20 protein-coding genes are annotated in these 23729 nt (G+C 60.7%); 13 read left to right on the forward strand and 7 right to left on the reverse strand.

Features of this window, described 5'->3' with window-relative positions; genetic code table 11:
- The coding region (locus ACN4F8_RS12230) for a hypothetical protein (RefSeq protein WP_419473858.1) at nt 1-514 on the reverse strand (514 nt) is incomplete at its 3' end.
- Nucleotides 515-563: 49 nt separating this feature from the next.
- On the opposite strand from ACN4F8_RS12230, the gene ACN4F8_RS12235 reads away from it, so the two are divergent.
- From ACN4F8_RS12235 to istB, 3 genes are read left to right on the forward strand one after another with little or no spacing between them, the layout of a single operon-like run.
- Nucleotides 564-935 carry a hypothetical protein gene (locus ACN4F8_RS12235; RefSeq protein ID WP_419473859.1) on the forward strand — a complete coding sequence of 124 codons (372 nt, stop codon included), beginning with the start codon at nt 564-566 and terminating at the stop codon, nt 933-935.
- Between the two features lie 4 nt (nt 936-939).
- Complete coding sequence (gene istA / locus ACN4F8_RS12240; protein ID WP_419473860.1) at nt 940-2472, forward strand: IS21 family transposase; 1533 nt, start codon at nt 940-942, stop codon at nt 2470-2472.
- A gap of 2 nt (nt 2473-2474) precedes the next feature.
- Nucleotides 2475-3227, forward strand: coding sequence for an IS21-like element helper ATPase IstB (gene istB, locus ACN4F8_RS12245; RefSeq protein WP_026437513.1), 753 nt, complete (start codon nt 2475-2477; stop codon nt 3225-3227).
- A gap of 231 nt (nt 3228-3458) precedes the next feature.
- Here the strand turns inward: istB and ACN4F8_RS12250 are convergent, their stop codons facing one another.
- Both ACN4F8_RS12250 and ACN4F8_RS12255 read right to left on the reverse strand, forming a co-directional pair.
- Complete coding sequence (locus ACN4F8_RS12250) at nt 3459-4091, reverse strand: CDP-alcohol phosphatidyltransferase family protein (RefSeq protein WP_026437512.1); 633 nt, start codon at nt 4089-4091, stop codon at nt 3459-3461.
- A gap of 481 nt (nt 4092-4572) precedes the next feature.
- Complete coding sequence (locus ACN4F8_RS12255; protein ID WP_081679744.1) at nt 4573-5304, reverse strand: FMN-dependent NADH-azoreductase; 732 nt, start codon at nt 5302-5304, stop codon at nt 4573-4575.
- A gap of 180 nt (nt 5305-5484) precedes the next feature.
- On the opposite strand from ACN4F8_RS12255, the gene ACN4F8_RS12260 reads away from it, so the two are divergent.
- On the forward strand, nt 5485-6381 hold the full coding sequence (locus tag ACN4F8_RS12260; RefSeq protein ID WP_251708768.1) for a LysR family transcriptional regulator: 897 nt from the start codon (nt 5485-5487) through the stop codon (nt 6379-6381).
- A gap of 660 nt (nt 6382-7041) precedes the next feature.
- Here ACN4F8_RS12260 and ACN4F8_RS12265 read toward each other — a convergent pair.
- Nucleotides 7042-7557: an HAD domain-containing protein gene (locus ACN4F8_RS12265; RefSeq protein WP_026437720.1), complete on the reverse strand. Its 516-nt coding sequence runs from the start codon at nt 7555-7557 to the stop codon at nt 7042-7044.
- On the reverse strand, nt 7554-8087 hold the full coding sequence (locus ACN4F8_RS12270; protein ID WP_081679736.1) for an HAD domain-containing protein: 534 nt from the start codon (nt 8085-8087) through the stop codon (nt 7554-7556). The genes ACN4F8_RS12265 and ACN4F8_RS12270 overlap by 4 nt, the downstream gene beginning before the upstream one ends.
- 1390 nt (nt 8088-9477) lie before the next feature.
- Between ACN4F8_RS12270 and purL the strand changes: the two genes are divergently transcribed.
- Entirely contained in the window at nt 9478-13488 is a 4011-nt protein-coding gene (gene purL, locus ACN4F8_RS12275) for a phosphoribosylformylglycinamidine synthase (RefSeq protein WP_026437717.1), read from the forward strand.
- A 195-nt stretch (nt 13489-13683) separates the two neighbouring features.
- Nucleotides 13684-15180 carry an amidophosphoribosyltransferase gene (purF, locus tag ACN4F8_RS12280; protein WP_026437716.1) on the forward strand — a complete coding sequence of 499 codons (1497 nt, stop codon included), beginning with the start codon at nt 13684-13686 and terminating at the stop codon, nt 15178-15180.
- 415 nt (nt 15181-15595) lie between these two features.
- Here the strand turns inward: purF and ACN4F8_RS12285 are convergent, their stop codons facing one another.
- Nucleotides 15596-16552 carry a WYL domain-containing protein gene (locus ACN4F8_RS12285; RefSeq protein WP_034713353.1) on the reverse strand — a complete coding sequence of 319 codons (957 nt, stop codon included), beginning with the start codon at nt 16550-16552 and terminating at the stop codon, nt 15596-15598.
- Between the two features lie 137 nt (nt 16553-16689).
- Between ACN4F8_RS12285 and ACN4F8_RS12290 the strand changes: the two genes are divergently transcribed.
- The 7 genes from ACN4F8_RS12290 (at nt 16690) to ACN4F8_RS12320 (ending at nt 22345) form a co-directional block, all read left to right on the forward strand.
- Nucleotides 16690-16992, forward strand: a complete 303-nt coding sequence (locus ACN4F8_RS12290) for a hypothetical protein (protein WP_026437715.1) — start codon at nt 16690-16692, stop codon at nt 16990-16992.
- 44 nt (nt 16993-17036) lie between these two features.
- A complete protein-coding gene (locus ACN4F8_RS12295; protein WP_026437714.1) occupies nt 17037-17933 on the forward strand; it encodes an AAA family ATPase in 897 nt (298 codons plus the stop codon).
- Nucleotides 17930-18415, forward strand: coding sequence for a hypothetical protein (locus ACN4F8_RS12300; RefSeq protein ID WP_026437713.1), 486 nt, complete (start codon nt 17930-17932; stop codon nt 18413-18415). Before ACN4F8_RS12295 ends, ACN4F8_RS12300 begins: the two co-directional genes overlap by 4 nt.
- The gene (locus tag ACN4F8_RS12305) at nt 18412-18912 is read left to right on the forward strand and encodes a hypothetical protein (RefSeq protein WP_026437712.1); all 501 of its coding nucleotides are present in this window, start codon (nt 18412-18414) and stop codon (nt 18910-18912) included. Before ACN4F8_RS12300 ends, ACN4F8_RS12305 begins: the two co-directional genes overlap by 4 nt.
- Nucleotides 18909-19811 carry a CBASS oligonucleotide cyclase gene (locus ACN4F8_RS12310; RefSeq protein WP_034713347.1) on the forward strand — a complete coding sequence of 301 codons (903 nt, stop codon included), beginning with the start codon at nt 18909-18911 and terminating at the stop codon, nt 19809-19811. Before ACN4F8_RS12305 ends, ACN4F8_RS12310 begins: the two co-directional genes overlap by 4 nt.
- A 395-nt stretch (nt 19812-20206) precedes the next feature.
- A complete protein-coding gene (locus ACN4F8_RS12315; RefSeq protein ID WP_419473861.1) occupies nt 20207-21376 on the forward strand; it encodes an SAVED domain-containing protein in 1170 nt (389 codons plus the stop codon).
- 78 nt (nt 21377-21454) lie between these two features.
- Complete coding sequence (locus ACN4F8_RS12320) at nt 21455-22345, forward strand: SMODS domain-containing nucleotidyltransferase (RefSeq protein WP_026437810.1); 891 nt, start codon at nt 21455-21457, stop codon at nt 22343-22345.
- Nucleotides 22346-22445: 100 nt separating this feature from the next.
- Here ACN4F8_RS12320 and ACN4F8_RS12325 read toward each other — a convergent pair.
- The coding region (locus ACN4F8_RS12325) for a DUF2779 domain-containing protein (protein ID WP_419473862.1) at nt 22446-23729 on the reverse strand (1284 nt) is incomplete at its 5' end.

A 23729-nucleotide genomic window follows, 5' to 3' on the forward strand; every position in this document is an offset into this window, starting at 1 on the left:
CCCGAGACGTGGAGTTGGTGGAATGGTTCTCGCACACGCCGCGCGAGCGCTGCGGCAGCCAGCAGTACCGACAGAATGCGTAGAGCGGCGTAGCGACTTCTTGTGCGCCCACGTGTGGATGTGCCTTGGGCAGACCGAGCACGTCAGCCATCCGCGCGAATGACGCCAATTCCAGGTGAGCAGGAAACTCAACCTCGCGCGGTGGTCGAGTGGTGTGCCGCACGAAGATGCTCACAACAGCTGCGCTTGCCCCGAGCTGCTTGTCAGTGCCACCACTGGCGGTAGCAAGGTTCGCGTAGAGGATCCAGAGGCTATCCCAACTGGTCTGCCCCCGTAGATCAAATAGTGACTTGTGCACGTCCGGCAAGAGCGGCAGCAAGCGTTCGCGCAGCAGGCCGATGACCATGGCTGGGTTCACGGCCTCATCGCCGAAGGACGTGTATCCATCGAGCAGAACGTCCAGGAAAGCTCGGGGCATGGGTGGCGGCACTGCGTCGTCGAGGTACAGCGGCATTTCAAGTGTCCAGATAGCCCAGTAGTTTGGCCTGATCGACTTTCGTACGATGGCCGATCCCCGCATTCGGCGTGCCGATCCAAGTGTCGAGCTTGCCGTTTTGACGGCCCAAACGTTTCTTTCGGCGACGTGGACACTTGTTTCGGCAACGTGGACGGGGATATCGACAACGCGCGCAATGTCGATGGCATCGCGCCGTCATATCAACAGCAACCAGGAGCCTCACCGAGCAAAAAAACTACACGTCCAGAAACGAAAAAGCCCGAGTTGCAGCTCAGGCTTTTTGTCCGGCCGAGGCCAGCAAGATTTGGAAAGATCTCGTGGCATGGAGTATCGGTCGCAGCGTTCGGCACGTCAAGTGCTGGGCGTGCTGGGCAAACTCGTCCTTGCAGCGCGTCCTCCCGCGCTGGGCAAGAAGTGAGTCCATGCGCATTCCAATTCACCTGCAGCGGGAAATCGCCCGCTTGCACTATTACGATCCCAACAGTTCTGACCGCGCCATCGCCGGCACCGTGGGCATGTCGCCTTCCACGATCGGCAGCTTCCGCCGAATGCTGCGAAAGCAGGGGCACGAATGGTCAGCGATAGCGCCGCTTGACGACGATCAGTGGCGAGACACCCTGGGCACGCGCGATCGCTCCATTGCGCAGCGGAAACCTCTGCCCGACTGGCAGTGGGTGCACACGGAAATGCAACGCCCCGATGCGACCATGGAGCAGCTGTGGCGCGAGTGGAGGGAAACATGCCCCGAAGGGGTGGCCTACACCCAGTTCGCGGTCGGATACCGGGCCTGGAGAAAGAATCTTCACGTAGTCATGCGCCGAGTACACCGGCCAGGCGACAAGTTGTTTGTGGACTTCGCTGGCAGGACCGTGGAGATCCGAGACCCTGCTGGCGGCCCCTCTCGGTTTGCTCAAATCTTCATCGCGGTGCTCGGCTACTCCAACTACACCTTTGTGCACGCCGTCCCCACCCAGACGACTGGTGACTGGGTGCAGTGCCACGTCGAGTGCTTTGAGTTCTTGGAGGGGGCACCGTGCTGGGTGGTCAGTGACAACCTCAAGGCCGCTGTCTGGCGCCGCAGCCGCGATGAGTTGGTTATCAACCCGACCTACCGCGACTGCCTCCACCACTACGACACCGCTCCTGCACCCGCCAGGCCAAGGCGCCCAAAGGACAAATCCAAAGCAGAGGTGGGCGTGCAGATCGCGCAGCGCTGGATACTGTTCAAACTGCGCGATCGGGTGTTCTTCAGCATCGACGAGCTCAACAAGGAGCTGCGCCGGTTGAACCACGAGCTCAACGATCATCCGTTCAAGAAACTGCCAGGCTGTCGGCGCAGCAGGTTTGAAAGCGATGAACGCGCTACGCTCAAGCCGCTTGTGCAAAAGCGCTTCGAGTTGTGCGACTGGCGCTATCAAGTCCGCGTGGGCAATGACCACCATGTAGAGCACCTGCGCTGCTTTTACTCAGTTCCCTCTCAGCTGGCTGGAGAACGCGTCGATCTGCGCATCACCGCGTCCATGGTGGAGGTGTTTCGAGGTGGCCGCCGGGTAGCGTTGCACGCGCTGCTCACTGAGCCGGGCAACAGCACCACGCTTCCTGAACACCGGCCTGTGGCCCACCAGCGGGTTCTGGAAGGCGAGCCCAAGGCGCTGATGCAATGGGCCACTGCGGTGGGCGTCAGTGCTCAGGAAATGATCGGCTACCACCTCAACGAGCGGCGCGATCCCGCAAATGGCATGCGCGCTGCCCGACGCATGCGAGATCTGGCGCGGGACCATGGCGAGGATCGCTTCGAGTCCGTCTGCCGCTACGCACTCCCGCTGAACATCACTTCGCTGCGCAGCATCACTTCGATCCTGACCAACCAGGCGGACCTGCGGCCCCGTCCTGCCACGCCACCGCCCCGCATGGAGCACGACAACCTGCGCGGCGCCCAATACTTCGGAGATTAAACATGAGCACCAATACCCAGAACTTGAACAAGTTGCGCGAACTGCGCCTGAACGCCATGGCGACAGCCTATGAACTCCAGCAAGAGCAGGCCAAGCTGCAACAGCTTGCGTTTGACGATCGCTTCGGTTTGCTTCTTGAGTCGGAAGTCTCCACCCGGAATTCCCGCAAGCTCAACCGCCTCGTGAAATCGGCCGGCTTTCCGGAAATTGCCGCATTTGAAGACTATGACGCGCGTGCAAGTCGAGGGCTGGACAAGGCGCTGATGTCAACGTTGGCCAATTGCAGCTGGATCGCGCGAAAGCAGAACCTCATGATCCTCGGGCCCACGGGTGTGGGTAAAACCTGGCTAGCGTCGGCGTTCGGCCACCAGGCCTGTCGGCTGGGCATGACCGTGGCCTTCTACGTGGCCAACGACCTCTTCACCAGCATCGGTCAAGCGGTGCTCGATGCCTCGCTGCCAAAACTCAAAACGGCCCTCTACAAACCCAACCTGCTAATCCTTGATGACTTTGGAATCGGGGAAATGTCCCCAACCGCAGCGCAGGTCTTGCTCGATGTTGCCGACCGGCGCATGCGCACGGGATCTCTGCTTCTGACCAGTCAGTACCCCGCGGACACTTGGCACGGTTTCTTCCCAGATCCAACCGTCGCGGATGCGGTTCTTGATCGCGTGGTGCATCAAGCTCATCGGGTCCAGCTGAAGGGCGAATCGATGCGCAAGATCAGAGGGCGAGCTGCTCTGAATCCTGGCTGATAAGGTCGCGCTTTCCTGGTCGTTACCTTGCAATGGGGCGGCCTGTTCCTACAGCTGCAGAGCGGCTGCAGCCATCGCAAAACTGAGCCAAGCTGGCGTTCCCATATTGATAGGTAGCCGATCGCCAGCTCCAAGGCTAGACTTCAGGAATCGGCCATTTGCTGCCGTTTACGCAGGCAGCTTCCTGGCATCGCCTCCAACGACGTGGTGCTGGATGTAGCCGCAAACTGGTCAGAACTTGGGGATGCGCACGGTCTTGCTGATCATGGCCGTGCCCGACAGCGCGAACAGCAGGCTCATGGGGTGCAACTGCCAGGGCCCAAGTTGCCATACTCCTCCCCACAGTTGCGCTCCCAGCGCTCCCTGCCAGGCGGCCCATGACAGCAATGCAGTGAGGATCACGCTGGTGGGGATCGGCGTGCCTTCAAAGTAGGCCACCTTGCCCGAGTCGGTGGTCAGGTGTTCGGCCGTGACGTTGAAGCGCGCCAACCGGCTGACGCCGCAGCAGACGAAGTAGCACAGGATGACGATGTCCCAACCGCTCTGCAGCCCCGCGGCAAAGCCCAGCGCTGCCGGGCCGACGCCGAAGGAGATGACGTCGGCCAGCGAATCGAGCTCCCGGCCCAGCGGCGAATGCTGGTGACGCCAGCGCGCCACCTTCCCGTCGAAGACGTCGAAGACGAAGGCCAGCGGTGTCATTGCGGCCGACAGCAGAAAGTGCGTAAGCGAGCCGCTGGCCATGTACATCATCGCCAGGAACACAGACAAAACGCCGCAGGCGGCATTGCCCAGTGTGATGAAGTCGGCAAGATGAAAGCTGCGGATCATCGCGAAGCGGCGTGGCGTGGGGGTTGAGGGCGCCATAGCAGAGTCTCCCTAGTTGCTCAATGTTTGAACGTCAGCTTCGACACGTTGGCATCAAGAGCTCGAATGTCCCTGATGGGCCCGAAGTGGACTCCTGGCTAAGCCCGCCAGGTTCCAATTCCAGCATGCAGAACTTGAAAGGAATCGGGGTGTAGCAAGAACACATAATGCTTGCCACCGCCCGCAAGCGGTTCTGGCTGTTTCTCGGAGGTCCAACAGCTCACAACCAAGACCGAGTTTTCGGTCAAGAGCGCCTTCAGTAGCTCTTCACGCGTTGTGTCCGTCAATGAGCGCATACGCCCGATGAGGTTCACGGCCTCAACGGACACATCAGTCGCACAGTACGCATGCGCAGTTGCTTGTGCCCACAACGGATGGTACGAGGCCGCCCTCGACGCCCGAGTTTCGACGTCAGGCGATACCGATTGCATCACGCTTACCTCCGAAAAAGGAATGGCTGTTTCTGGCCGATTGGTGAAGTCTAGCCGGCCGCGCACCTGCCCGGCAAACCAACATGGCAACTGGGCGCCGCAGCGTCAACGCCTACTGGCAGCACATTGTGCGTGTCCACGAGTGTCGAACTGGGTGTCCATCTCCCGCCGTTCCCGCTGTCCAAGAGAAACCGAAATGAGTGTCCAGCAGCGACCGAAATACGCAGCTCACGCAGGTCGACGGCTTTCGCCCCGCCGCCCGCCACCACAGTGACGTCCTCGATGCCGATAACTCCGAGGATGAGCCGAAGGTATTGCGTCGCGATGTCGCGATCCTTTATTGGCGATCCCTCGGAATAGACGCCGCCAGAAGCCATCAACAAGGTCGCCTTCTTTCCTTTGACAAGACCCCGCCCGTCAAAGCCGAGCGTCATGCCCTTGCGTACGATGTGATCCACCCATGCCTTAAGCGAGGCCGGGACGTTGTAGTTGTAGACCGGTGTCGAGATGACAAGGTGCTCAGCCACAAGGAGTTCGGCGACCAGTTCATCGGACAGTCGAAGCTCCTCTTTCATCGCTTGCGATTGATCTGCGGGCGGTGTGAAGTAGGCTTGGAGCCAAGGCGCTGTAACGAAACAGAGCCCGGGATTGGCGAGATCGCGATGCACGATGTGACCTTCCGGATTCGCAGTGCGCCATGCCGTAAGGAAGCGTTGGGTCATTTGACGCGAGACGGACCGGTCGCCGCGTGGGCTGGTCTCGACAACGAGAAGCTTGTTCATCTGAGGGTTCTTTCTTTCGGAATGGGTGAGCAATACACGGGCTGCCGCTGGATGGGCTGAAAAGCTTCAGCAACTGCCGCGCAGAACTACAAGTGGAGTCGTAGCAGTAATTTAGGGGCCGAAATGCTTCACCGGAAGCGATGAAAATGTGATACTTTTAATCAGTTTTGGAGATGGACAATGATTGGAAGTCTCACCCTCGACCAGTTGCGCGTCCTCGTGGCCATTGCCGAGGCCGGCAGTTTTTCAGCCGCCGGCCGCGAACTTAGGCGTGCGCAGTCGGCGATTAGTCAAGCCGTCAGCAATCTCGAGGCAATCCAGGGCGTTGAACTGTTTGACCGCCGAGGGCACCGACCGCGCCTGACTGATGTGGGGCGTGTACTGGTCGATCAAGCTCGGTCGGTGCTCGCAAGTGCCACTCGTTTCGAGGCCATTGCAGCCAGTACGCGCGCGGGTGTAGAGCCAGAGTTGACGATTGCGATCGATCCCCTGGTGCCAACCGCACCGCTGATTGGCAGCTTGCGCGCGCTGAGTGAAACCTTTCCCGATCTCCCGGTGCATTTTTCGACTGAAGGGCTGGGCGGTTCATTACGGCGGCTTCGCAGTGGTTCGGCAGCCATTGCCCTGTGCTTGCTGCTGCCTGGCGTCCCTGATGACATTGCTGCCTATCCGTTGCTGCGCGCTCGAATGCATGCGGTCGTTGCGCCTGGCCACCCTCTTGCTTTGTTAGGACGTCCGGCGACAGAGAGCGATCTCGCTCCGTATGTCCAATTGGTCCTGTCGGATCCGGTCGACCCGGACAGCGCAAATTACGGGGTGGCCGGCACTAGACTTTGGCGATTTGTCGATCTCGGTCGTCGATTCGATTTTCTTTTGGCGGGATTCGGTTGGTGCCGCATGCCTGATCACCTCGTGGCGCCAATGATCGCCGCCGGGGAGCTCACCGCGATCGAGGTTCACGAAGATCCCACTCCGCCCGAAGGACTGATCATCTACGCGGCACACAGGCGTGATCGTGTGCTTGGCTTTGCGGGACGATGGTTACTCGATGAGTTGCGTCGAAGCCTCGTCTCGTGATGAAACCCGCTACGCAGAGAAAGGAGCATCTAGCTACGTTCCTTGTATGTGCGTTGTATGTGGGGCGGCTTGAAACCTCAGTCCGATGACGCAGCACACAAGCTCACTCTTGCTACATCCCAGATCAAAGGCCATTTTCCGAACGAAGTCGTCAAACTCCCTGTCCAAGTAGGCAGTCCGAAGCACCCGTTCATTGCTCGCACGTTCGTCCAAGTCGGTGCCTTTCACTACGCTCAGTGACTCTATGGCCACCGTGCCAGTCATGACTGATTGCAATGCCGCCTGGAGTAACTGACGAAGCAACTCAGCTCCCACGGCATGTTGCTGCATGCAGAGTCTGGCAATTTCCAGATCCACCGCGCGATCTATATAGAAGCTGCGGTTCTCTTGCATATTTCAGATAGTTCAGGAGGCTAGGCATCAAAGCCCTTTGACCTCGACGATCTGAAGCAACCTGGCAGCCGCCCCTCGCGGACGCTTGCCAGCGGTAGGCGACTCCCATCTTCGAAACGTCGAGACACTGACGTTCATCACCGCTGCGAACGCTGCCTGGCTCATCCCTATATTCTTCCTGACAAGCGCGACGCGCTCTGGCGGATAGTCAGGGGGCCTTTCAAAGACGCCTGGAGGAAAATCATCTTTCATCTGGGCACTTCCTGGCTACGGCGCCTTGAGCAGAGCAGCATGGATTATGGGCAAGTGACCCACGTGAAGACCGACGTCAACTCTACAAAGGATGACCCTCTTACTCTTGTCGTGAATGGACTTGCGCAGGCCGGTACCTGAGATCTCATCATCAAGGATGACGTATGGCTCTCCTCGATGGTTGACGGCCAGCCACCTGTCAATTGCTTGTGCACGAGTCTCCCCTCGATTTTGGGGGGCTTCCCAACAATCATGAAGACTGTTGGAAAGAACATCGAGCTCCGTTTGTCTAAAGATGTGCTCGAACCCGTCCCGCCCCAAGAACCGCAGCCAGCTCGTCGTGATGACTACGCGTGCGTGATGCATTGCAATGGCTTCCTTCAAGGTCGTCATCGCCGGCTCGTGAAAAAGGCGCTTCCAGAAACCAGGCGGCGAATCTGCTGAGATCGCGTCGAAGCCCCCCACGTCTTCCGGACGATTCAAGACAATCACTTCGTCGAAGTCCAACATGATGATGGGCCGCAGGCTCATGGTTGGGTCCCTTGGATGCCGCTCAATGCTTCATGACATCTTGCGAGCTTGGTTGCGAGTTCCGCCTGTACGTTGAAATCTGAAAGCCCCGTGGTTCCGTCGCATGCGACTAGGTGTTCCCGAGCCCAGTGCGGCCAGTCAGACACGTCGTCGTCAAGAGCAAGCCATTGGCGAGGCTTTCTGCGTTGGACATCTTCCCAAACCTGCAGCCCCCTGGCGGTGTCTCGAAATACTGAGAGCGAGGCCGGGTCAGCACCGTGGATGCGACGGTGATAAGTCCCTCCGATGAATCGTGATCCAAGCGAGGAGGGCAGACGTTCCAGCGTCTTCGCATATCCAGGGCGAATGCACCAAGTGCTGCTCAGGACCAACGCTACATCCGGGTACGGTCGAAGAATCCCCTCGAGAATGGGTATCCATTCAAACAAGACGCGCCCCGTCTGTATCGGGCTCATGTAGATGCCTCGCTTGGGGTGATAGAGCACCGCTTCATGCTGAACGACGCCATCGAGATCGAGATAAAGCACCACGTCTGCGCTCTGCGGCGTTGAAGCAGGAACGTACGGCCTCTTGGAGTCATGGCTGCTCAACTAGCACTCTTTCATCAGGGGCCTACTCCCGTTCGCGCATCTTGGTGCTCGCAGTAGCCATTCCATTTGCATCTAAACCTCTCAGTGTGCATAGGCGCGAGGCGAATCGAGCGATGTCTCGTCGCGGCACCGGCGTGCCGAAGGCGTGACCGAATGGCACATAGCCGTGTTCCGCTGGGCTTGTTCGTCATGAGCCTTGCCCTTCCAGTCGCCGCTCAGTTCAGTCTCAGCGTCCAATGAACATATCGTATACGATATGAAGGCATTGAATGTGGGATTTGGACAATTGCTGAGTGACCTCGGCTCGCATGCCCAAGCAAGCTGCGTTGGGCGTGCGGAGTGGCTCAAAGAGTGTCGTGATCAGGAAGCGAGGAGGCGGTCTATGGAGCAGACGTGGGTACGGGCGGCGGTACTGGAAGTGCCGCAAATCTATCTGACGGAGTGGTCCGCGTTCATCTGCGGATGGTCCAATGAGGCCAAGCCTTTTTCCACGCACTTGGTCGGACATCGTGCGGCCACTGGTAAGTCACGTGCCAGTTCAGCAGTCCTGATATATGACCCACTGTCGCGTCGAGCTGTGACGGCGAGTGGAAAGGTGTACGAACTTGTCGGCCCTGCCAACCCCCAGTCTGATGCAATCTACATGCGGTCAGAGTGGTTCTCGGTCAACGGCGGAAGGTATGTGCGTGATGCAACGAATGACTTCGCTGTCTAGATGAGGCCAAAGGGAATACGTCTCTCAAGTCAATGTTGTCGATGATGTTCCAAGGGAGTTCCGGGGACGCCGTCCCTGATATCGGAGTACCCGCCTGCAGGTGCGGCGGGGGCCAGCAGTGCCCCGCTGAGTTGCTCAAGCCATCTATTTGCATGGCAAATGTCACGTGCGGTCGGCGAGTCGCGTGAACGGCTCGACCTGATGCACGTGCCAGTCACTAGCGGGAAGTACGTAAATAGCGGATTCTTGGTGCGCGCGATGTCCAAGGCGGCGAGCCAATTTGCGCGCGGGACAGGTGTTGCGGAGCCTCCAGTTGTATTCGTAGACGGCAGACCAAGCGCGCGGCAAGCCTCTCCCGCAAGTCTGCCGATCTTCAGAGTGCTTGCGCCCTGCTACATCCGCAGCGTGAAATAGTTTCTACTTCGGAGGCCAGGAGGGGGCACCTACATGCCTATGGTGCATGCCTCGTCTTTGGAGGTGATGCTCAGGTGCACACGATTGTCCCTTCGACCCCTGTGGCGCAAGGCATCGAGGGCGATGACTCTATAGGTCGCGCGCATAAAATCTCGACTCCGCCCGCGCCTCCCCCGGGTCTACGCACCTCAGGCTCCCAACGTGTCCCTGCACCTGCGCTTTTTTGAAGGCGGCAACGCCGTCAGCGACTTCAAAGTCCAGCAGCTCCTGCCCCGTCTCGCGGGCATTTCCGACAAGATCACCGGCCTCTCGGCCCGCTTCGTGCACCTCGCGAGCTTCGACGGCGAGCCCGACGCGGCGACGCTGCGGCGCGTGGGCGAGCTGCTGACCTACGGTGAACCCAGCACCCCGGCCCACCTGAAGCTGGAAGAGGCCGGCGCGCCAGCCCTGCTGGTGATGCCTCGCCTGGGTACGGTCTCGCCCTGGGCGTCCAAGGCCACCGACATCGCCCACAACTGCGGCCTGGCGCTGCACCGGGTGGAGCGCCTGGTCGAGTACCGCGTCGACCTCAAGTCCGGCCTGCTGGGCAAGAAGGCCAGCCTGTCGGACGACCAGTTGCGCGCTGTCGCCGATCTGCTGCACGACCGCATGACGGAAAACGTCTCGTTCGACCGCAGCCAGGCGCAGGCCCTGTTCACCGAACTGCACGCCTCGCCGATGGAGCAGGTGGACGTGCTCGGTGGCGGGCGCTCCGCGCTGGAGCGCGCCAACACCGACTGGGGCCTGGCCCTGGCCGACGACGAGATCGATTACCTCGTGACCGCGTTCACCGGCCTGAAGCGCAACCCGACCGACGTCGAACTGATGATGTTCGCGCAGGCCAACAGCGAGCACTGCCGCCACAAGATCTTCAACGCGCAGTTCACCATCGACGGCGTGGCGCAGGACAAGAGCCTGTTCGGCATGATCCGTCACACCCACCAGCTGGCGCCGCAGCACACCGTGGTCGCCTACTCGGACAACGCCTCCATCATGGAAGGCAGCGTGGTCGAGCGCTTCGTGGCCCGTGCCGGCGGTGAGGCTTCGCCGGCCTATGCGGCCGAAACCGCCACGCACCATGTGCTTATGAAGGTGGAAACGCACAACCACCCGACCGCGATTTCCCCATTTCCCGGTGCCTCCACCGGCGCGGGCGGTGAGATCCGCGACGAGGGCGCGACCGGCCGCGGCTCCAAACCCAAGGCGGGTCTCACTGGCTTCACCGTCGGCAAGCTCTGGGGTGGCCTCTCCGACCAGCCGGGCGGCAAGCCCGAGCACATCGCCAGCCCGCTGCAGATCATGACCGAGGGCCCGCTGGGCGGCGCGGCCTTCAACAACGAGTTCGGCCGGCCCAATCTGCTGGGCTACTTCCGCGAGTACGAGCTGTCGGTGGACGGCGTGCAGCGCGGTTACCACAAGCCCATCATGATCGCGGGCGGCGTCGGCGTGATCGACGCGACGCAGACGGAGAAGATCGAGTTCCCGGCCGGTTCGCTGCTGATCCAGCTTGGTGGCCCGGGCATGAAGATCGGCATGGGTGGCAGCGCGGCCAGCTCCATGGCCACCGGCACCAACGCCGCTTCGCTCGATTTCGATTCCGTGCAGCGCGGCAACCCCGAGATCGAACGCCGCGCGCAGGAGGTCATCAACCACTGCTGGCAGCAGGGCGCGAACAACCCCATCCTGGCGATCCACGACGTGGGCGCAGGCGGCCTGTCGAACGCCTTCCCCGAACTGACCAACGACGCGGGACGCGGGGCGCGCTTCGACCTGCGCGCCGTGCCGCTGGAAGAAAGTGGCCTGGCGCCCAAGGAAATCTGGTGCAACGAAAGCCAGGAGCGTTACGTGCTGGCGATCGCACCCGAGTCGCTTGAGGTGTTCAAAGGCTTCTGCGAGCGCGAGCGCTGCCCGTTTTCCGTGATCGGCGTCGCCACCGAAGAACGCCAGCTGGTGCTGGCCGATGAAGCCCAGCAGAGCCCGGTCGACATGCCGATGAACGTGCTGCTGGGCAAACCGCCCAAGATGCACCGCGACGTCCAGACCGTGGCCCGCGCGCCGGCGCCCCTGGACCTCACCGGTGTGGACCTGCAGAAAGCCGTGATCGACGTGCTGAGCCACCCGACGGTGGCCTCCAAGCGTTTCCTCATCACCATCGGTGACCGCACCGTGGGCGGACTGTCGCACCGCGACCAGATGGTCGGCCCCTGGCAGGTGCCGGTGGCGGACTGCGCCGTGACTCTGGCTGATTTCAAAGGCTTCGCGGGCGAGGCCATGAGCATGGGCGAGCGCACGCCGCTGGCCGCGCTCGACGCCGCGGCTTCTGGCCGCATGGCGGTGGCCGAGGCCATCACCAACCTGCTGGCCGCGCCGATCGAACTGCCGCGCGTGAAGCTCTCCGCCAACTGGATGGCCGCCTGTGGTGAACCGGGCGAAGACGCTGCGCTGTACGAGACCGTGAAAGCGGTCGGCATGGAGCTCTGCCCGGCGCTGGGTATTTCGATTCCCGTGGGCAAGGACAGCCTGTCCATGCGCACGCAGTGGAAAGAGGGCGGTGACACGAAGAAGGTGACCTCGCCGGTCAGCCTGATCGTGAGCGCCTTCGCCACGCTGGCCGACGTGCGCGGCACGCTCACGCCGCAGTTGAACAACGCCCTCGAAGACACCACGCTGGTGCTGATCGACCTCGGCAAGGGCCGCCACCGCATGGGCGGCAGCGTGCTGGCCCAGGTGCTGGGGCAGGGTGGTGGCGAGGCGCCGGATCTCGACGACGCCAAGGACCTGGTGAGCCTGGTCAACGGGGTCAACGCCCTGCGCGCGCAAGGCCAGATCCTGGCCTACCACGACCGAAGCGACGGTGGCCTGCTGGCCGCCGCGGCCGAGATGGCCTTTGCCGGCCACGTGGGCGTGGCGCTCAACGTGGACCTGCTGGTCACCGAAGGCGACGGCATCAGCGACAGCCGCGCCGAGATGGGCGACGCCAAGAACTGGGCCGGCCAGGTCAGCGCGCGGCGCGAGGAACTCACGCTCAAGGCGCTGTTCAGCGAAGAGTTGGGCGTGCTGCTGCAGGTCAAAACCGACGACCGCAACGCGGTGATGCAAACCCTGCGCGAACATGGGTTGAACAAACACAGCCACTTTGTCGGCAAGACATGCCCGGCCAATTCGGCAATCGAGGCGGGCAAGGGACAACTGCAGGTCTGGCGCGAAGGCAAGGCCGTGTTCTCGGCCAGCCTGTTCGACCTGCACCAGGTCTGGGACAGGGTGAGCTGGAAGATCAACCAGCAGCGCGACAACCCGGCCTGCGCCGACGCCGAACACGCGGCCGCCGGCCGGCCCGAAGACCCGGGCCTGCACACAAAGCTGAGCTTCGACCTAAACGACAACGTGGCCGCGCCGTTTCTCAATCTAACGCGGCCGCGGGTAGCTATCCTGCGCGAGCAGGGTGTGAATTCGCATGTGGAGACGGCCTATGCCTTTACCCAGGCCGGCTTCGAGGCCTACGACGTGCACATGACCGACCTGCAGACCGGCCGCGCGAAACTGGCCGACTTCAAGGGCGTGGTCGCCTGCGGCGGCTTCAGCTACGGCGACACGCTGGGTGCCGGCATCGGCTGGGCGCGCAGCATCACCTTCAACCCCGGGCTGTCGGCGCAGTTCCAGGGTTTCTTTGCGCGCACCGACACCTTCGCTCTGGGTGTCTGCAACGGCTGCCAGATGTTCGCCGAGCTGGCCGACATCATTCCCGGCGCCGAGGCCTGGCCGCGTTTCACCACCAACCAGAGCGAGCGCTTCGAGGCGCGGCTTTCGATGGTGGAGGTGCTCGAATCGCCCAGCCTGTTCCTGCAGGGCATGGCCGGCAGCCGCCTGCCGATCGCCGTCGCCCATGGCGAGGGTTATGCCAACTTCCATCATCGGGGCGACGCGACCAAGGCCATCGCCGCGATGCGCTTCACCGACAACACCGGCGCAGCCACCGAGGCCTACCCATTCAACCCCAACGGCAGTCCGGGCGGCCTGACCGCCGTGACCACGGCCGACGGCCGCTTCACGGCCATGATGCCGCACCCCGAGCGCGTGTTTCGCAACATCCAGATGAGCTGGACCGACCAGGACCCGACCGCCCCGAGCGCCTGGACGCAGATGTGGCGCAATGCTCGCCAATGGGTCGGCTGAGCAAAATCTCCCGGGGCTCCGACGCATGACCATCGAAATTCCCAAAGACGCGCGTGCCGTGGCGATCGCCTCGTTCAAGAGAGGCGGGGGCGCCTGAGGCAGGGTGGTCACGGAGCATGCCATCAAGCACTTGTTACCAGAGCCAGTGGCCCGAAATGTTGCTTAGAACGGTTTGATTTTTTGAGGGATCGAAACATGTGTGGAATCGTGGGTGTGGTCAGCAAAACGCCAGTCAACCAACTGATTTACGACGCCTTGCTGCTGCTGCAGCATCGCGGCCAGGATGCGGCCGGCATCGTCACCCAGCAGGGACGCAAGTTCTTCATGCACAAGGCCAAGGGCATGGTGCGTGACGTGTTTCGAACCCGCAACATGCGTACGCTGCCCGGCATCTGCGGACTGGGTCAGGTGCGCTATCCCACGGCGGGAAACGCCTATAGCGAAGAAGAGGCGCAGCCCTTCTACGTGAACGCGCCCTTCGGCCTGGTGCTGGTGCACAACGGCAACTTGACCAATGCGAAGGCGCTGAAGCAAGAACTGTTTCAAACTGACCACCGCCACATCAACACAGAGAGCGACTCGGAAGTGCTGCTCAACGTGCTGGCGCACGAACTGGAGAAGGTCACGCGCGGCATCACCTTGAAGCCGGCCGACGTGTTTGCCGCTGTGCGCGGCGTGCATCAGCGCGTCAAGGGTTCATACGCAGTGGTAGCGATGATCGCAGGCCACGGCCTGCTGGCCTTTCGCGATCCGTTCGGCATCCGCCCGCTGTGTGTGGGCCACAACGACCAGGGCAGTGTGATGGTCGCCAGCGAATCGGTGGCACTCGAAGGCAACGGGTTCGAGCTCGACCGCGACGTGCTGCCCGGTGAAGCGGTGTTTGTCGAAATGGAAGGCAAGGTGCACTTTCAGCAGTGCGCCGATAAGGTCAGCCACAACCCCTGCATTTTTGAGTTCGTCTATCTGGCCCGACCCGACTCGGTGCTGGACGGCATCTCGGTCTATCAGGCCAGGCTGAACATGGGTGTGACTCTGGCCAAGCGTGTGGTCTCCACCGTGCGGCCGAGTGACATCGACGTGGTCATTCCGATTCCAGAGACATCTCGCCCGAGCGCCATGGAGCTGGCCCAGTTGCTAGGACTGCCGTACCGCGAAGGCTTTGTGAAGAACCGATACGTCGGCCGCACTTTCATCATGCCGGGGCAGGGCGTTCGAAAAAAATCGGTGCGCCAGAAGCTCAACGTGATCGGCAGCGAGTTCAAGGGCCGCAACGTGCTGCTGGTGGACGACTCCATCGTGCGCGGAACCACCAGCCGGGAGATCGTGCAGATGGCGCGCGACGCCGGCGCCCGAAAGGTGTACCTGGCCAGTGCTGCGCCTCCAGTGCGATATCCGAACGTTTACGGAATCGACATGCCAACAACCGACGAATTGGTGGCGCACAACCGCACGGTGGAAGAGGTCCGCGAGAGCATCGGCTGCGATGCATTGATCTACCAGGACCTGGATGCGATGACGCAGGCCATCGGTTCGCTCAACCCCAAGCTCACCGGTTTTGACGCATCGCCTTTCGATGGCGTGTACGTAACCGGTGACATCACGCTGGAAGACATTGCGCGCTTGAATGCCGGGCGTGACGTGCACGAAGAGGGCGACGGCGACACCTCGCGTCTGGCGCTGCCCAACGCGTAGCTTGCCTGAGTGCTCCGGTTGATGATTTCGCGGAAAACCGACATGACCGCGAAACGGCGGCCGGGCGAGAGACTGGGGAGCAAAGGTAGTACGGCGAGAGCTCCGAGGCTCACTGCGACATAAGCGGTTACATGTAATTCAAGGGCGAGGTCGCCGCGCGCCGTTTTTGCCAGTGAAGAAGAAGGCTTCTCCTGCGGTCACTCGCGACCCGCCTTGACCTAGCTTCGAATCTTGCCTGGCTGCACCCGAGGGTGCGGAGGCCATAGAGCGCACCATGCTTGCTCTGGAGCATCCTGTTCCTTGTGAGGACGGCCGCGGCGGCCTGGGGCACCTCTCGCTCTGCGTGCCCCCAGATTAAGCCGTCCTTGCGGAAGACACGGTCCGTATCGAACGTGTAGTGCCGCCCGAGCTCAGGCTAAGGTGCCTCAGTTGCCTGTCCGTCAGTTCTTCGCTCCACCAGCTGGATCCTCGGAGGCTCATAACCCGGCGCGATTGTTGCGTTGGAGGATCCGTAGAGAGACAAAGGATCTTGAAGCCAAAGCGCGTACTCAAGACCTTGGAGGTGATGATCCGGGGAGCAGTCCACGTTCCATCGTCTGAGCATGTAGCCCGCGTTGGCTGAGCGGACTTTGACCGTAAAGACGCCGTCTTGCATCGGATAGTCCATTTGGACTATCTCTGGACGAGGGTGGTTTGGATGAGGCACTAGCTTCAACTCAATGATGCGGCTCCACTGGTCATCCTGGTCTGCGCGTTCTTCCCGGCCAATTGGGCTGGTTTCGAGCACCTCTACGTCTTCCATCCGCGTCGGAACGAAGTCGGTGAAGTGCTTCCTCAGACGGTCGAAGGCGCGGACATGCCAGCGAACCCCGTTGTCGACCAGCGCTAGTGGCACGATCTCTCGACGAGTCTTGCCGCTGCTCACCGAGTGGTACGCCAGTGAGACGGCTTTACCCCGGTGAATTGCACGGGTGATGGGAGCAAGGACCTCGACCGAGGGAGCGCTGAGGGTGGCGGGGAACTCGCAGGGGATGACGGGCGCGCTCATTACGTCCTGGACCAAGCTGAATCCCTGGGAGAGCGTCGCCAGCACGCGTAGCGGAGGGTGGTCAAACAGCGGCTTGAACTTCGAGCTTGGCCGGTAGAGCTTGCCCGTGCTGTCGAAATCTAGGTTGTCTGGGGCCAGACCTCGATACATAGCGATATCTCGGGTGGCGCCAGCCGGTGCGGTCTCGAACTTGGAGATAACGTCTGCTCGTCTGAGCTCGCCAAGAAAGAACAGGGTGAAGTCGATGTGCGACAGCCGCTCTCGTTGTACTCGGGTCAGGGCCTCTAAGGACGGCGCCGTGTTTGGGCTGGTCTGGGATTCCATCCACGAATGATACCTATCTCGCCGCTCGAACCTCATCGCAAAAACCCTTTGACCTAATCATAATGACTATGTATAGTAATCACACCGTCTAAAACTGGCATCGTGGTGATGTGAGTGAGGCGGGTTTACAGGGGCCGATGGTGCTTGATCTGTTTGTTAACTACTTCTATCAGCGTGGGCGGCTGCGGGGCGCGGGCCAATTTCTGACCAACGTGGCGGTGTGCTGGTGCATGTTTGGCTTCGTCGGGCACGTCATCACCGCCGTGCCGGCCGCAATGCAGCGCCGCCCGGCATTGACGCTGGCTGAGGTGTTGCCCAGCGTGACGACCTGGTGGGTTCCCGAGCACCCGATCTCATTCGTCCTTGTCATCGGGTTGGGACTGCTGGGCTTCTTCCTTTCGCTCAAAGGGAAGCAGCTTGACCGCTTCCTGAACGCATAAACGGCCCGGCGCGGACCGCCTCCTTCGAACTGCGAAACACCTTGATGTCGAACCATTCCGAAGCTCCCAAGGGCATCCACCGTATCGTCAAGCTGCCTGATAGGGGCCTGGCAGATCTGTGGAACTCGATCGTTGTCGACGACGGCATCAAATCTCGCCTCGTCTCGCAAGCGATCGTCAACTTCACCGTCCGTCCGAAGGTCAAGCGTACCGTGCTACCGCTGCACGGCGCCATCCTGCTCGTCGGGCCGCCGGGGACGGGCAAGACCTCGCTGGCGCGAGGCTTGGCAAACGAGGTAGCCGCGCTGATGTCGAAGGCGGGCTTCACGCTGCTGGAGGTTGACCCTCACGCACTCGGAAGCGCCATGATGGGCAAGACGCAGAAGGCGGTTTCTGAGCTGTTCTCGCAGACGATCGCTGAAGCGGCAATGCGCGGCCCGACCATCGTCCTGCTGGACGAAGTCGAAACTCTGGCGGTCGACCGCTCAAAGCTCAGCATGGACGCCAACCCGGTCGATGTCATGCGAGCTACCGACGCGGTCCTCGTTCAGCTGGACGCCCTGGCAGAGCAGTTCAACAACATCCTGTTCATCGCGACCAGCAATTTCCCTCAGGCAATAGATGCTGCGTTCACCTCGCGCTGCGATCTGGTGCTCGAGGTTCCGCTCCCCAACCGTGATGCCTGTGAGCAGATCCTGACCGAATGCCTGACGGAACTGGGCGAGATTTTCAAGGGCATCGAAAAGCTGCCTCACGAGGCCGGCTTCAAGCGGTTGGTCGCTGACACGGTTGGCTTGGACGGTCGAACGATTCGCAAGGTTGTAGCCAACGCGCTCGCTTCGCGCAAAGAAGTGGCGGTGGCCCCCGCGAAGCTGACCCTGGCCGATATTCAGTCAGCTGTAGCCCTCGCCAAGGCCGCGCGCCCGAAAGGTAAGCAATGAGCAACGCTACTGTGGTGAAGCGCGTGGTCCGCGGATCACCGCACAGAGACTCCGTCGAGACATGGGACTTCGTCGTCGACTTGCTGACCCAGGGGAAATCCGGAGCCAAGCGAGACGAGCTGCTGTCCGTCGCCGGCATCGCCAGCTCCATCCTCACGGACATGGCGCCCAAGGATGCCGCCATCGTCGTCGAGTGCAAAGGCCCGCGAACGCGCATCTATTGTCTGTACAACGAGGACGCCATCGACGGCAGCGACGCCAAAGAGGACTCGCTGGGGTTCGACCCCTTGGAGGGCGAGTGGTTCATCTCGCTGCCGTGTCCGAAGGACGATCTGGCCTGGGTCGAACGCGCGCTGAAGGCAAAGAGCACGCGCATCACCGCTCGTGACATGGCTTCTAAGCTGGGCTCGGACTCCACAGAGGACTCCAAGAAGGCAGCCGCCGACTTTTCCTTCGACGCCAGCGAGTTCCTGAAGTCATGACTACCGTTGCCGTTCATTCCTATGCGCACTCGGTCAGCTACGTTACCGACAACATCCTGAAGAGCTTCAAGGACGTGCTTGTCCATAGCGGCCTTGATCCACAGAAGCTGGCTGGTGACCACAAGGTCCTACATGCCGGCATCAAGCGGTGGATCGAGACCGAGTACCTTGAGTCTGTGACTCTTGAGATTTACCACCCCAAGACCGACGCCCTCATCCGGCGCTGGGATATTGCGGTCTCTTATGCATGGTCTTCAGACGCAGGCAACTTCTGGGTCGATACCGACGCGATTCGCTACGCCATCCAGAAGCTGGGACTGCATCCGGCCGAGGCTCTGTACAGGGTCGTGGTGAAGAACAAGTCGGGACGGCCTGACGTTGAAGGGTGGTCCGCCACCGACTTCAGGTCAACCGACGGCATGGTGCGTCAGGGCATCGGTACTGGCGTTGAGCACAACGGCCTGAGCGCAAACATGAGCTACTGGAGACCAAAATGACTCTCACGGTGAATGAAGCATTCCGCAAGTTCAAGAGCCGCCTGGAGCTGAACCAGAAGGAGCAAGACAACGCGTCGGCCAAGCACACAGAGGTACGGGACTATTTGCACACCAAGTTCGCCATAGAAGGCGACTTCTTGACGGGGTCGTACAAGAGACACACGAAGACCAAGCCACTCAAGGACATCGACATCTTCTTTCCGATGAAGCAGACCGAGCGGCACTACCACGATAAGGCTGCTGGCGTCGTGCTTGATGACTACAAGGCGGCGCTGGTCGCGAAGTATGGCGAGAAGGCTGTTCGCAGGCAGAGCCGCTCCATCAACGTCGACTTCGGCGTTGAGATCAAGGACGAAGACAAGACCGACTACAAGGTGTTGAGCATCGATGTCGTACCTGCATTCGCCTGCGGCGACAACTACGAGATCCCGGATGGTGACACTGGCAAGTGGATCAAGACCAACCCCAAGATTCACGCGCAGAAGGCAGTAGACGCTCACCAGGCCTACTCCAGCGAGTGGAAGGGGCTAGTGAGGATGGTGAAGTATTGGAACAACAATCCGAAGCATGGTGAGAAGCCGGTGAAGCCTTCGTTCCTCATCGAGGTGATGGCGCTCGAGTGCCTGCACGGCGGCTGGGGAGGGCAGTTCGACCGAGAGATTCAGTCCTTCTTTGCCACTCTTGCAGACCGCATCGGCGACACGTGGGAAGACCCGGCGAAGCTTGGTCCGCCCATCAGTGGGTCGATGGACGCTGCCCGCGTCGAGCGGGCGAAAAAGCTGCTGACGGCTGCAGCAAGGGCGGCCGACCATGCCATCCATCTTGTCCGACAAGGTAAGAACGGAGAGGCGCTGCGTGCTTGGCGAGACCTGTTCGGCCCGATGTTCCCGCTCACCTGAGCATTACTTAATCAAATGCTTGAAGACAGATGACACAGGCAGTCAACACAACTCGATACGGTCATGCCTTCCAAGCGCGCATCTTCTGGACCTATGCGGCCAAGCTGTTGAGCTCCACTACAGCCGTCCGTCGAGTGGGCTTTGAGTCTGGTCCCCGAGGCTTTGATGACGTTTGGGTGGAGTACGACCCGAGTCGGGGGCCGCTGGATCAGTTTGGCCGGCGGCTGCAGGTGGAACGGTTCCAGTGCAAATGGCATGTAGGCAACGGCACGTTCACGCATGTGGACCTCACGGACCCCAAGTACTCCGGTGCCACGACAACGTCGCTGCTGCAGCGTGCTCGAGATGCCCACCTGTCTGACGAGTCCGGAGGCTTTGCTTCACGCATCCGACTCATGACCAACCACCGCGTTCATCTGGACGATGTTCTCCACAAACTGGTTGAGCAGCAGCACCACACATTGAAGCTCGATGAGTTCTTCCAGGGCTCGACGAAACAGAGCAGGTACTGGTTGGCGCGAGAAGCGTGGAAGCAGCATCTCAAGGTTGATGAGACAGAGCTACGCGCGTTCTGCGAAAGGCTCGCGCTTACCTCTGTGTCGGAGTCATTGGATGATTTCCGACTGCGCATGAATGAGGCCCTGCACTCGTATGGCCTCAAGCCGAGCGAGCCAGGAACCAGTTCGACGAGCTATGACCAACTGCCATACGACTGGCTGGCACAAGGCCGAAACGAATTCGACGCCAAGTCGTTCCGCCAGGCTTGCTGGGACGAAAAGTTGTTCGCAGACCAGGCGCCGCCACCGGCGAAGGTCTTCGGCGTCAAGTCGTTTGAGCATGGCTTCGACCGCCTGGAGGCGCGCTGCGATGAGGTTCTCAATCTTTTGCCTGAGTTCTCCGACCGCTACATGAGGCCCGAGTTCACGTGGGAAAAGGACCTCCTGCCAAAGCTGAACGCATTCATTCGTTCAGCTGGGCAGAAGGAGCAGCGACTTCGCCTCGCGATGGACACCCACCTGACCCTTGCGTTCGCCGCGGGGACCGTGTTGGACACCAAGTCTGGAAAAATTGTGGAGCTCGAGCAGCGCACTCGTGGCGGTGCTGCCATCTGGGCTGCCGATGACGTGCCTGTAGACCCCACCTGGCCGAGCTGGACGTTCAGTGAATTTGACCTGGAAACCGGCGGGGCCGAGGTGGCTGTAGCAGTGTCCATCACCCGGACCACGGAACAACAAGTTCGTGCCGATCTCCTGGGCAAGCCGAGCGTTGGCCGCTTGGTGGTGGCAAGCCTCGCGAGTGGCGCATCACAGGCTGCAGTGTTGAATGGCGCCCACGCCGATCAACTGGCAGACCGACTGGCTAACCACCTGAAGGATCTGAGGTCTGGAGCGGGCACCGCAGTTCGCCCTGAATTGCATCTGTTCATGGCGGCGCCATACAGCTTTGCGTTTTTCCTCGGCAGGCATATCAAGGTTTTGAAGCCAGTAACGTTGTACGAGTTCGACTTCGACGGCGAGCGTGGCGGCGGCTACGTCCCCTCGCTCACCATGGCTGCCGGTACCTAGAGCAGAAGTCCTGATCGATCTAGTGACGCAACTTATCCGGGGTTGAACGTGAGGAATATCGAGGGACTTCTCAGAGGCATGGCGTGCAAAGTTGAGCCGACGGCGACTCAGAAGAAGGCCGCAAGTGCCAGTCACAAGTACTTGCGTGAGCTTATGGACACGGGCGTCATCGATAACCGAATCCTCAGTAGCTTCTTGAGCGGTAGCTATGTCAGAGGCACCGCGGTGAATCCGCTGGGCGACGTGGACATCATCTTCTTGATCGATGAGTCCAAGTGGGAAACGGGGTTTTTTGCAACGCGGCCCAAACCCAGCGTTGTTCTTCGCTCGTTCGCGGACGCGGTTCGCTACCGCTACGAAAAGTCCTCAGCCTTTACGCAGCGTCGCTCCATTAGGTTGGAGCTTTCGCACATCGATATCGACTGCGTTCCGGCTATCGAGATACCGGGGAGCGACTACATCTGGGTCGGCGACCGCAAGGACGATGCCTGGATCAAGTCCTCGCCCCAGCTGCACCACACGGCGCTGACGAAGGCCAATCAGCTGTGCGATGGCTGGGCAGTGCCGGCAATAAAACTCTTGAAGGCATGGAACAGGTCACTGCCCGCAACGGCCCAAGTGCGCTCTTTCGTCATCGAAACCATCGCAGTTACAGCATTCACTGCAGCACCCCAGAAGACCCTGCAGGATTGCGTCTTGGGCTTCTTCGACTTCGTCGTGCAGTTCCGCAGCGACTTCCTTCAGATCGGGAATGCCAGGCTCGGCATCACCATCAGCGGAGTCTTTGGTATGACTGTTCCCGATCTCGCTCGGACCGGAGGCAATGTGGCGAGCGGCATCAGTGGGGACCATGCCACGAGTTTCATGGACAGGGCTAACCGAAGCCGCGAGCTACTGCAGGGCGGGCTGCACGCTCGAACCGAAGACAGCGCGGCAAAGCATGTATTTTCAGCACTTGGGTGGGCGTGAGGCGCTTTCCCTGACGACGAGCTCAGCGTCGTGTAAGTCGTTCTATCAAGCTAGAGCCAAGGCCTAAAAAACGACAGAACAGACGCTTGCACTGCCCAAGTCAGGTCCTGGAGGTGGCAGCCGCCATGTGGTCCCATGCTTGGATTGCCATCACCATCGCCAGCGTGTCCAGCTCGCAGTATCGAAGTAGGGCGCTCTCGATGCTTGCGCGGCGAATATCAGACAGATCCTCGAACTGGAGCCGAGCGTAGGCGGCCATTGCTGCGCCACCTTCCTTCAATTCCTCGGACAGGCCTTCATCGGCTGCATCGGTCTCATCGCGCGAAACGTCATCGAATACCGGAGGTAAAAGCGCGTACGGGTCCATCACTTGGCCATCGCGTTCCTGCCACCAGGCGATGGGCTCCACAAAGTTCAAGCTGACACCCTCGCCGCCGTAGTTCGCCTTACTGTAGGTTTCGCGCAGCGCGGTCGAACCATTCATCAGCGCTGGGAGCACTTTTTTCAGGGAGTTGCTGCCCTTTGTGGAGGGGTGGAAGTAGAACTTCTCTGCGATGTCGCAAAGGTCGACCATGGTCCTGAGCCCGTGAGCCTTCTCCTTAGGCGACACCGACCTAGACGTGATGGATTCGATGAAGCTCACCAGCGCGTCCTTGTCTGGGGGAGGCGCAGCCGACGCAAGCAACTCTTCACGCAGCTTGTTTAGCACGGTGTTCTCGTGCGCGGACCATCGAAAAATCGTCCCATCATCGTTGCTGAGGGCATCGCGTAGCGCACGGACGAAATCAATGTTCGGATCGACACCAGGTTTGGCACAGAGCCACTCACTCCGGTGCTCCACCCAGCCATCTTCGTGGACGACATGATGCGAAAACTGGAAGGCGGTGATCTCGTACGGATGCCGACCACTCGCGAAGGGGATTGCCACAGCGCTTGTCTCAAAGTCGATGCAATGCAAAGGGAACTTCCATCCAGCCCTTGCATTTAAATAGCCTTCGCCGTCGAAGTAGTATTCGCCGCCACCTGGCCATGCTGGCTGGCAGACGTACCACTGACGGTGCTTGCGCGTCATGCCGTCAACGCCTGGTTCTTCGCCGTCGAACTTCAAGTCATCCAGCTTTACCTGATTTGCCTTCAGTACTCCATGTTCGATGAGCTGGGTTTTTCCGTGGAAGTTCCAGAGGTCGAGGACCGTCGATCCTGTGAAGTCTGGCTCTCCCCAATTGAATGCCTGAGACCAGCACTCGTGGAAGCCGCTCTTGGGTTGCCCGGCTAACGGCCAGCTAGGGAAGGTCTGCAAAACCTCCCTCCCGTTGAACTGGCAAACGGCGTGAAGTGAGGAGAAGATAGGGGCATGAACCAAATCACGCTGGGGCTGGACCCC

Origin of the sequence: Hydrogenophaga sp. (assembly GCF_048549895.1) — a bacterium.
Classification (GTDB): Bacteria; Pseudomonadota; Gammaproteobacteria; order Burkholderiales; family Burkholderiaceae_C; genus Hydrogenophaga.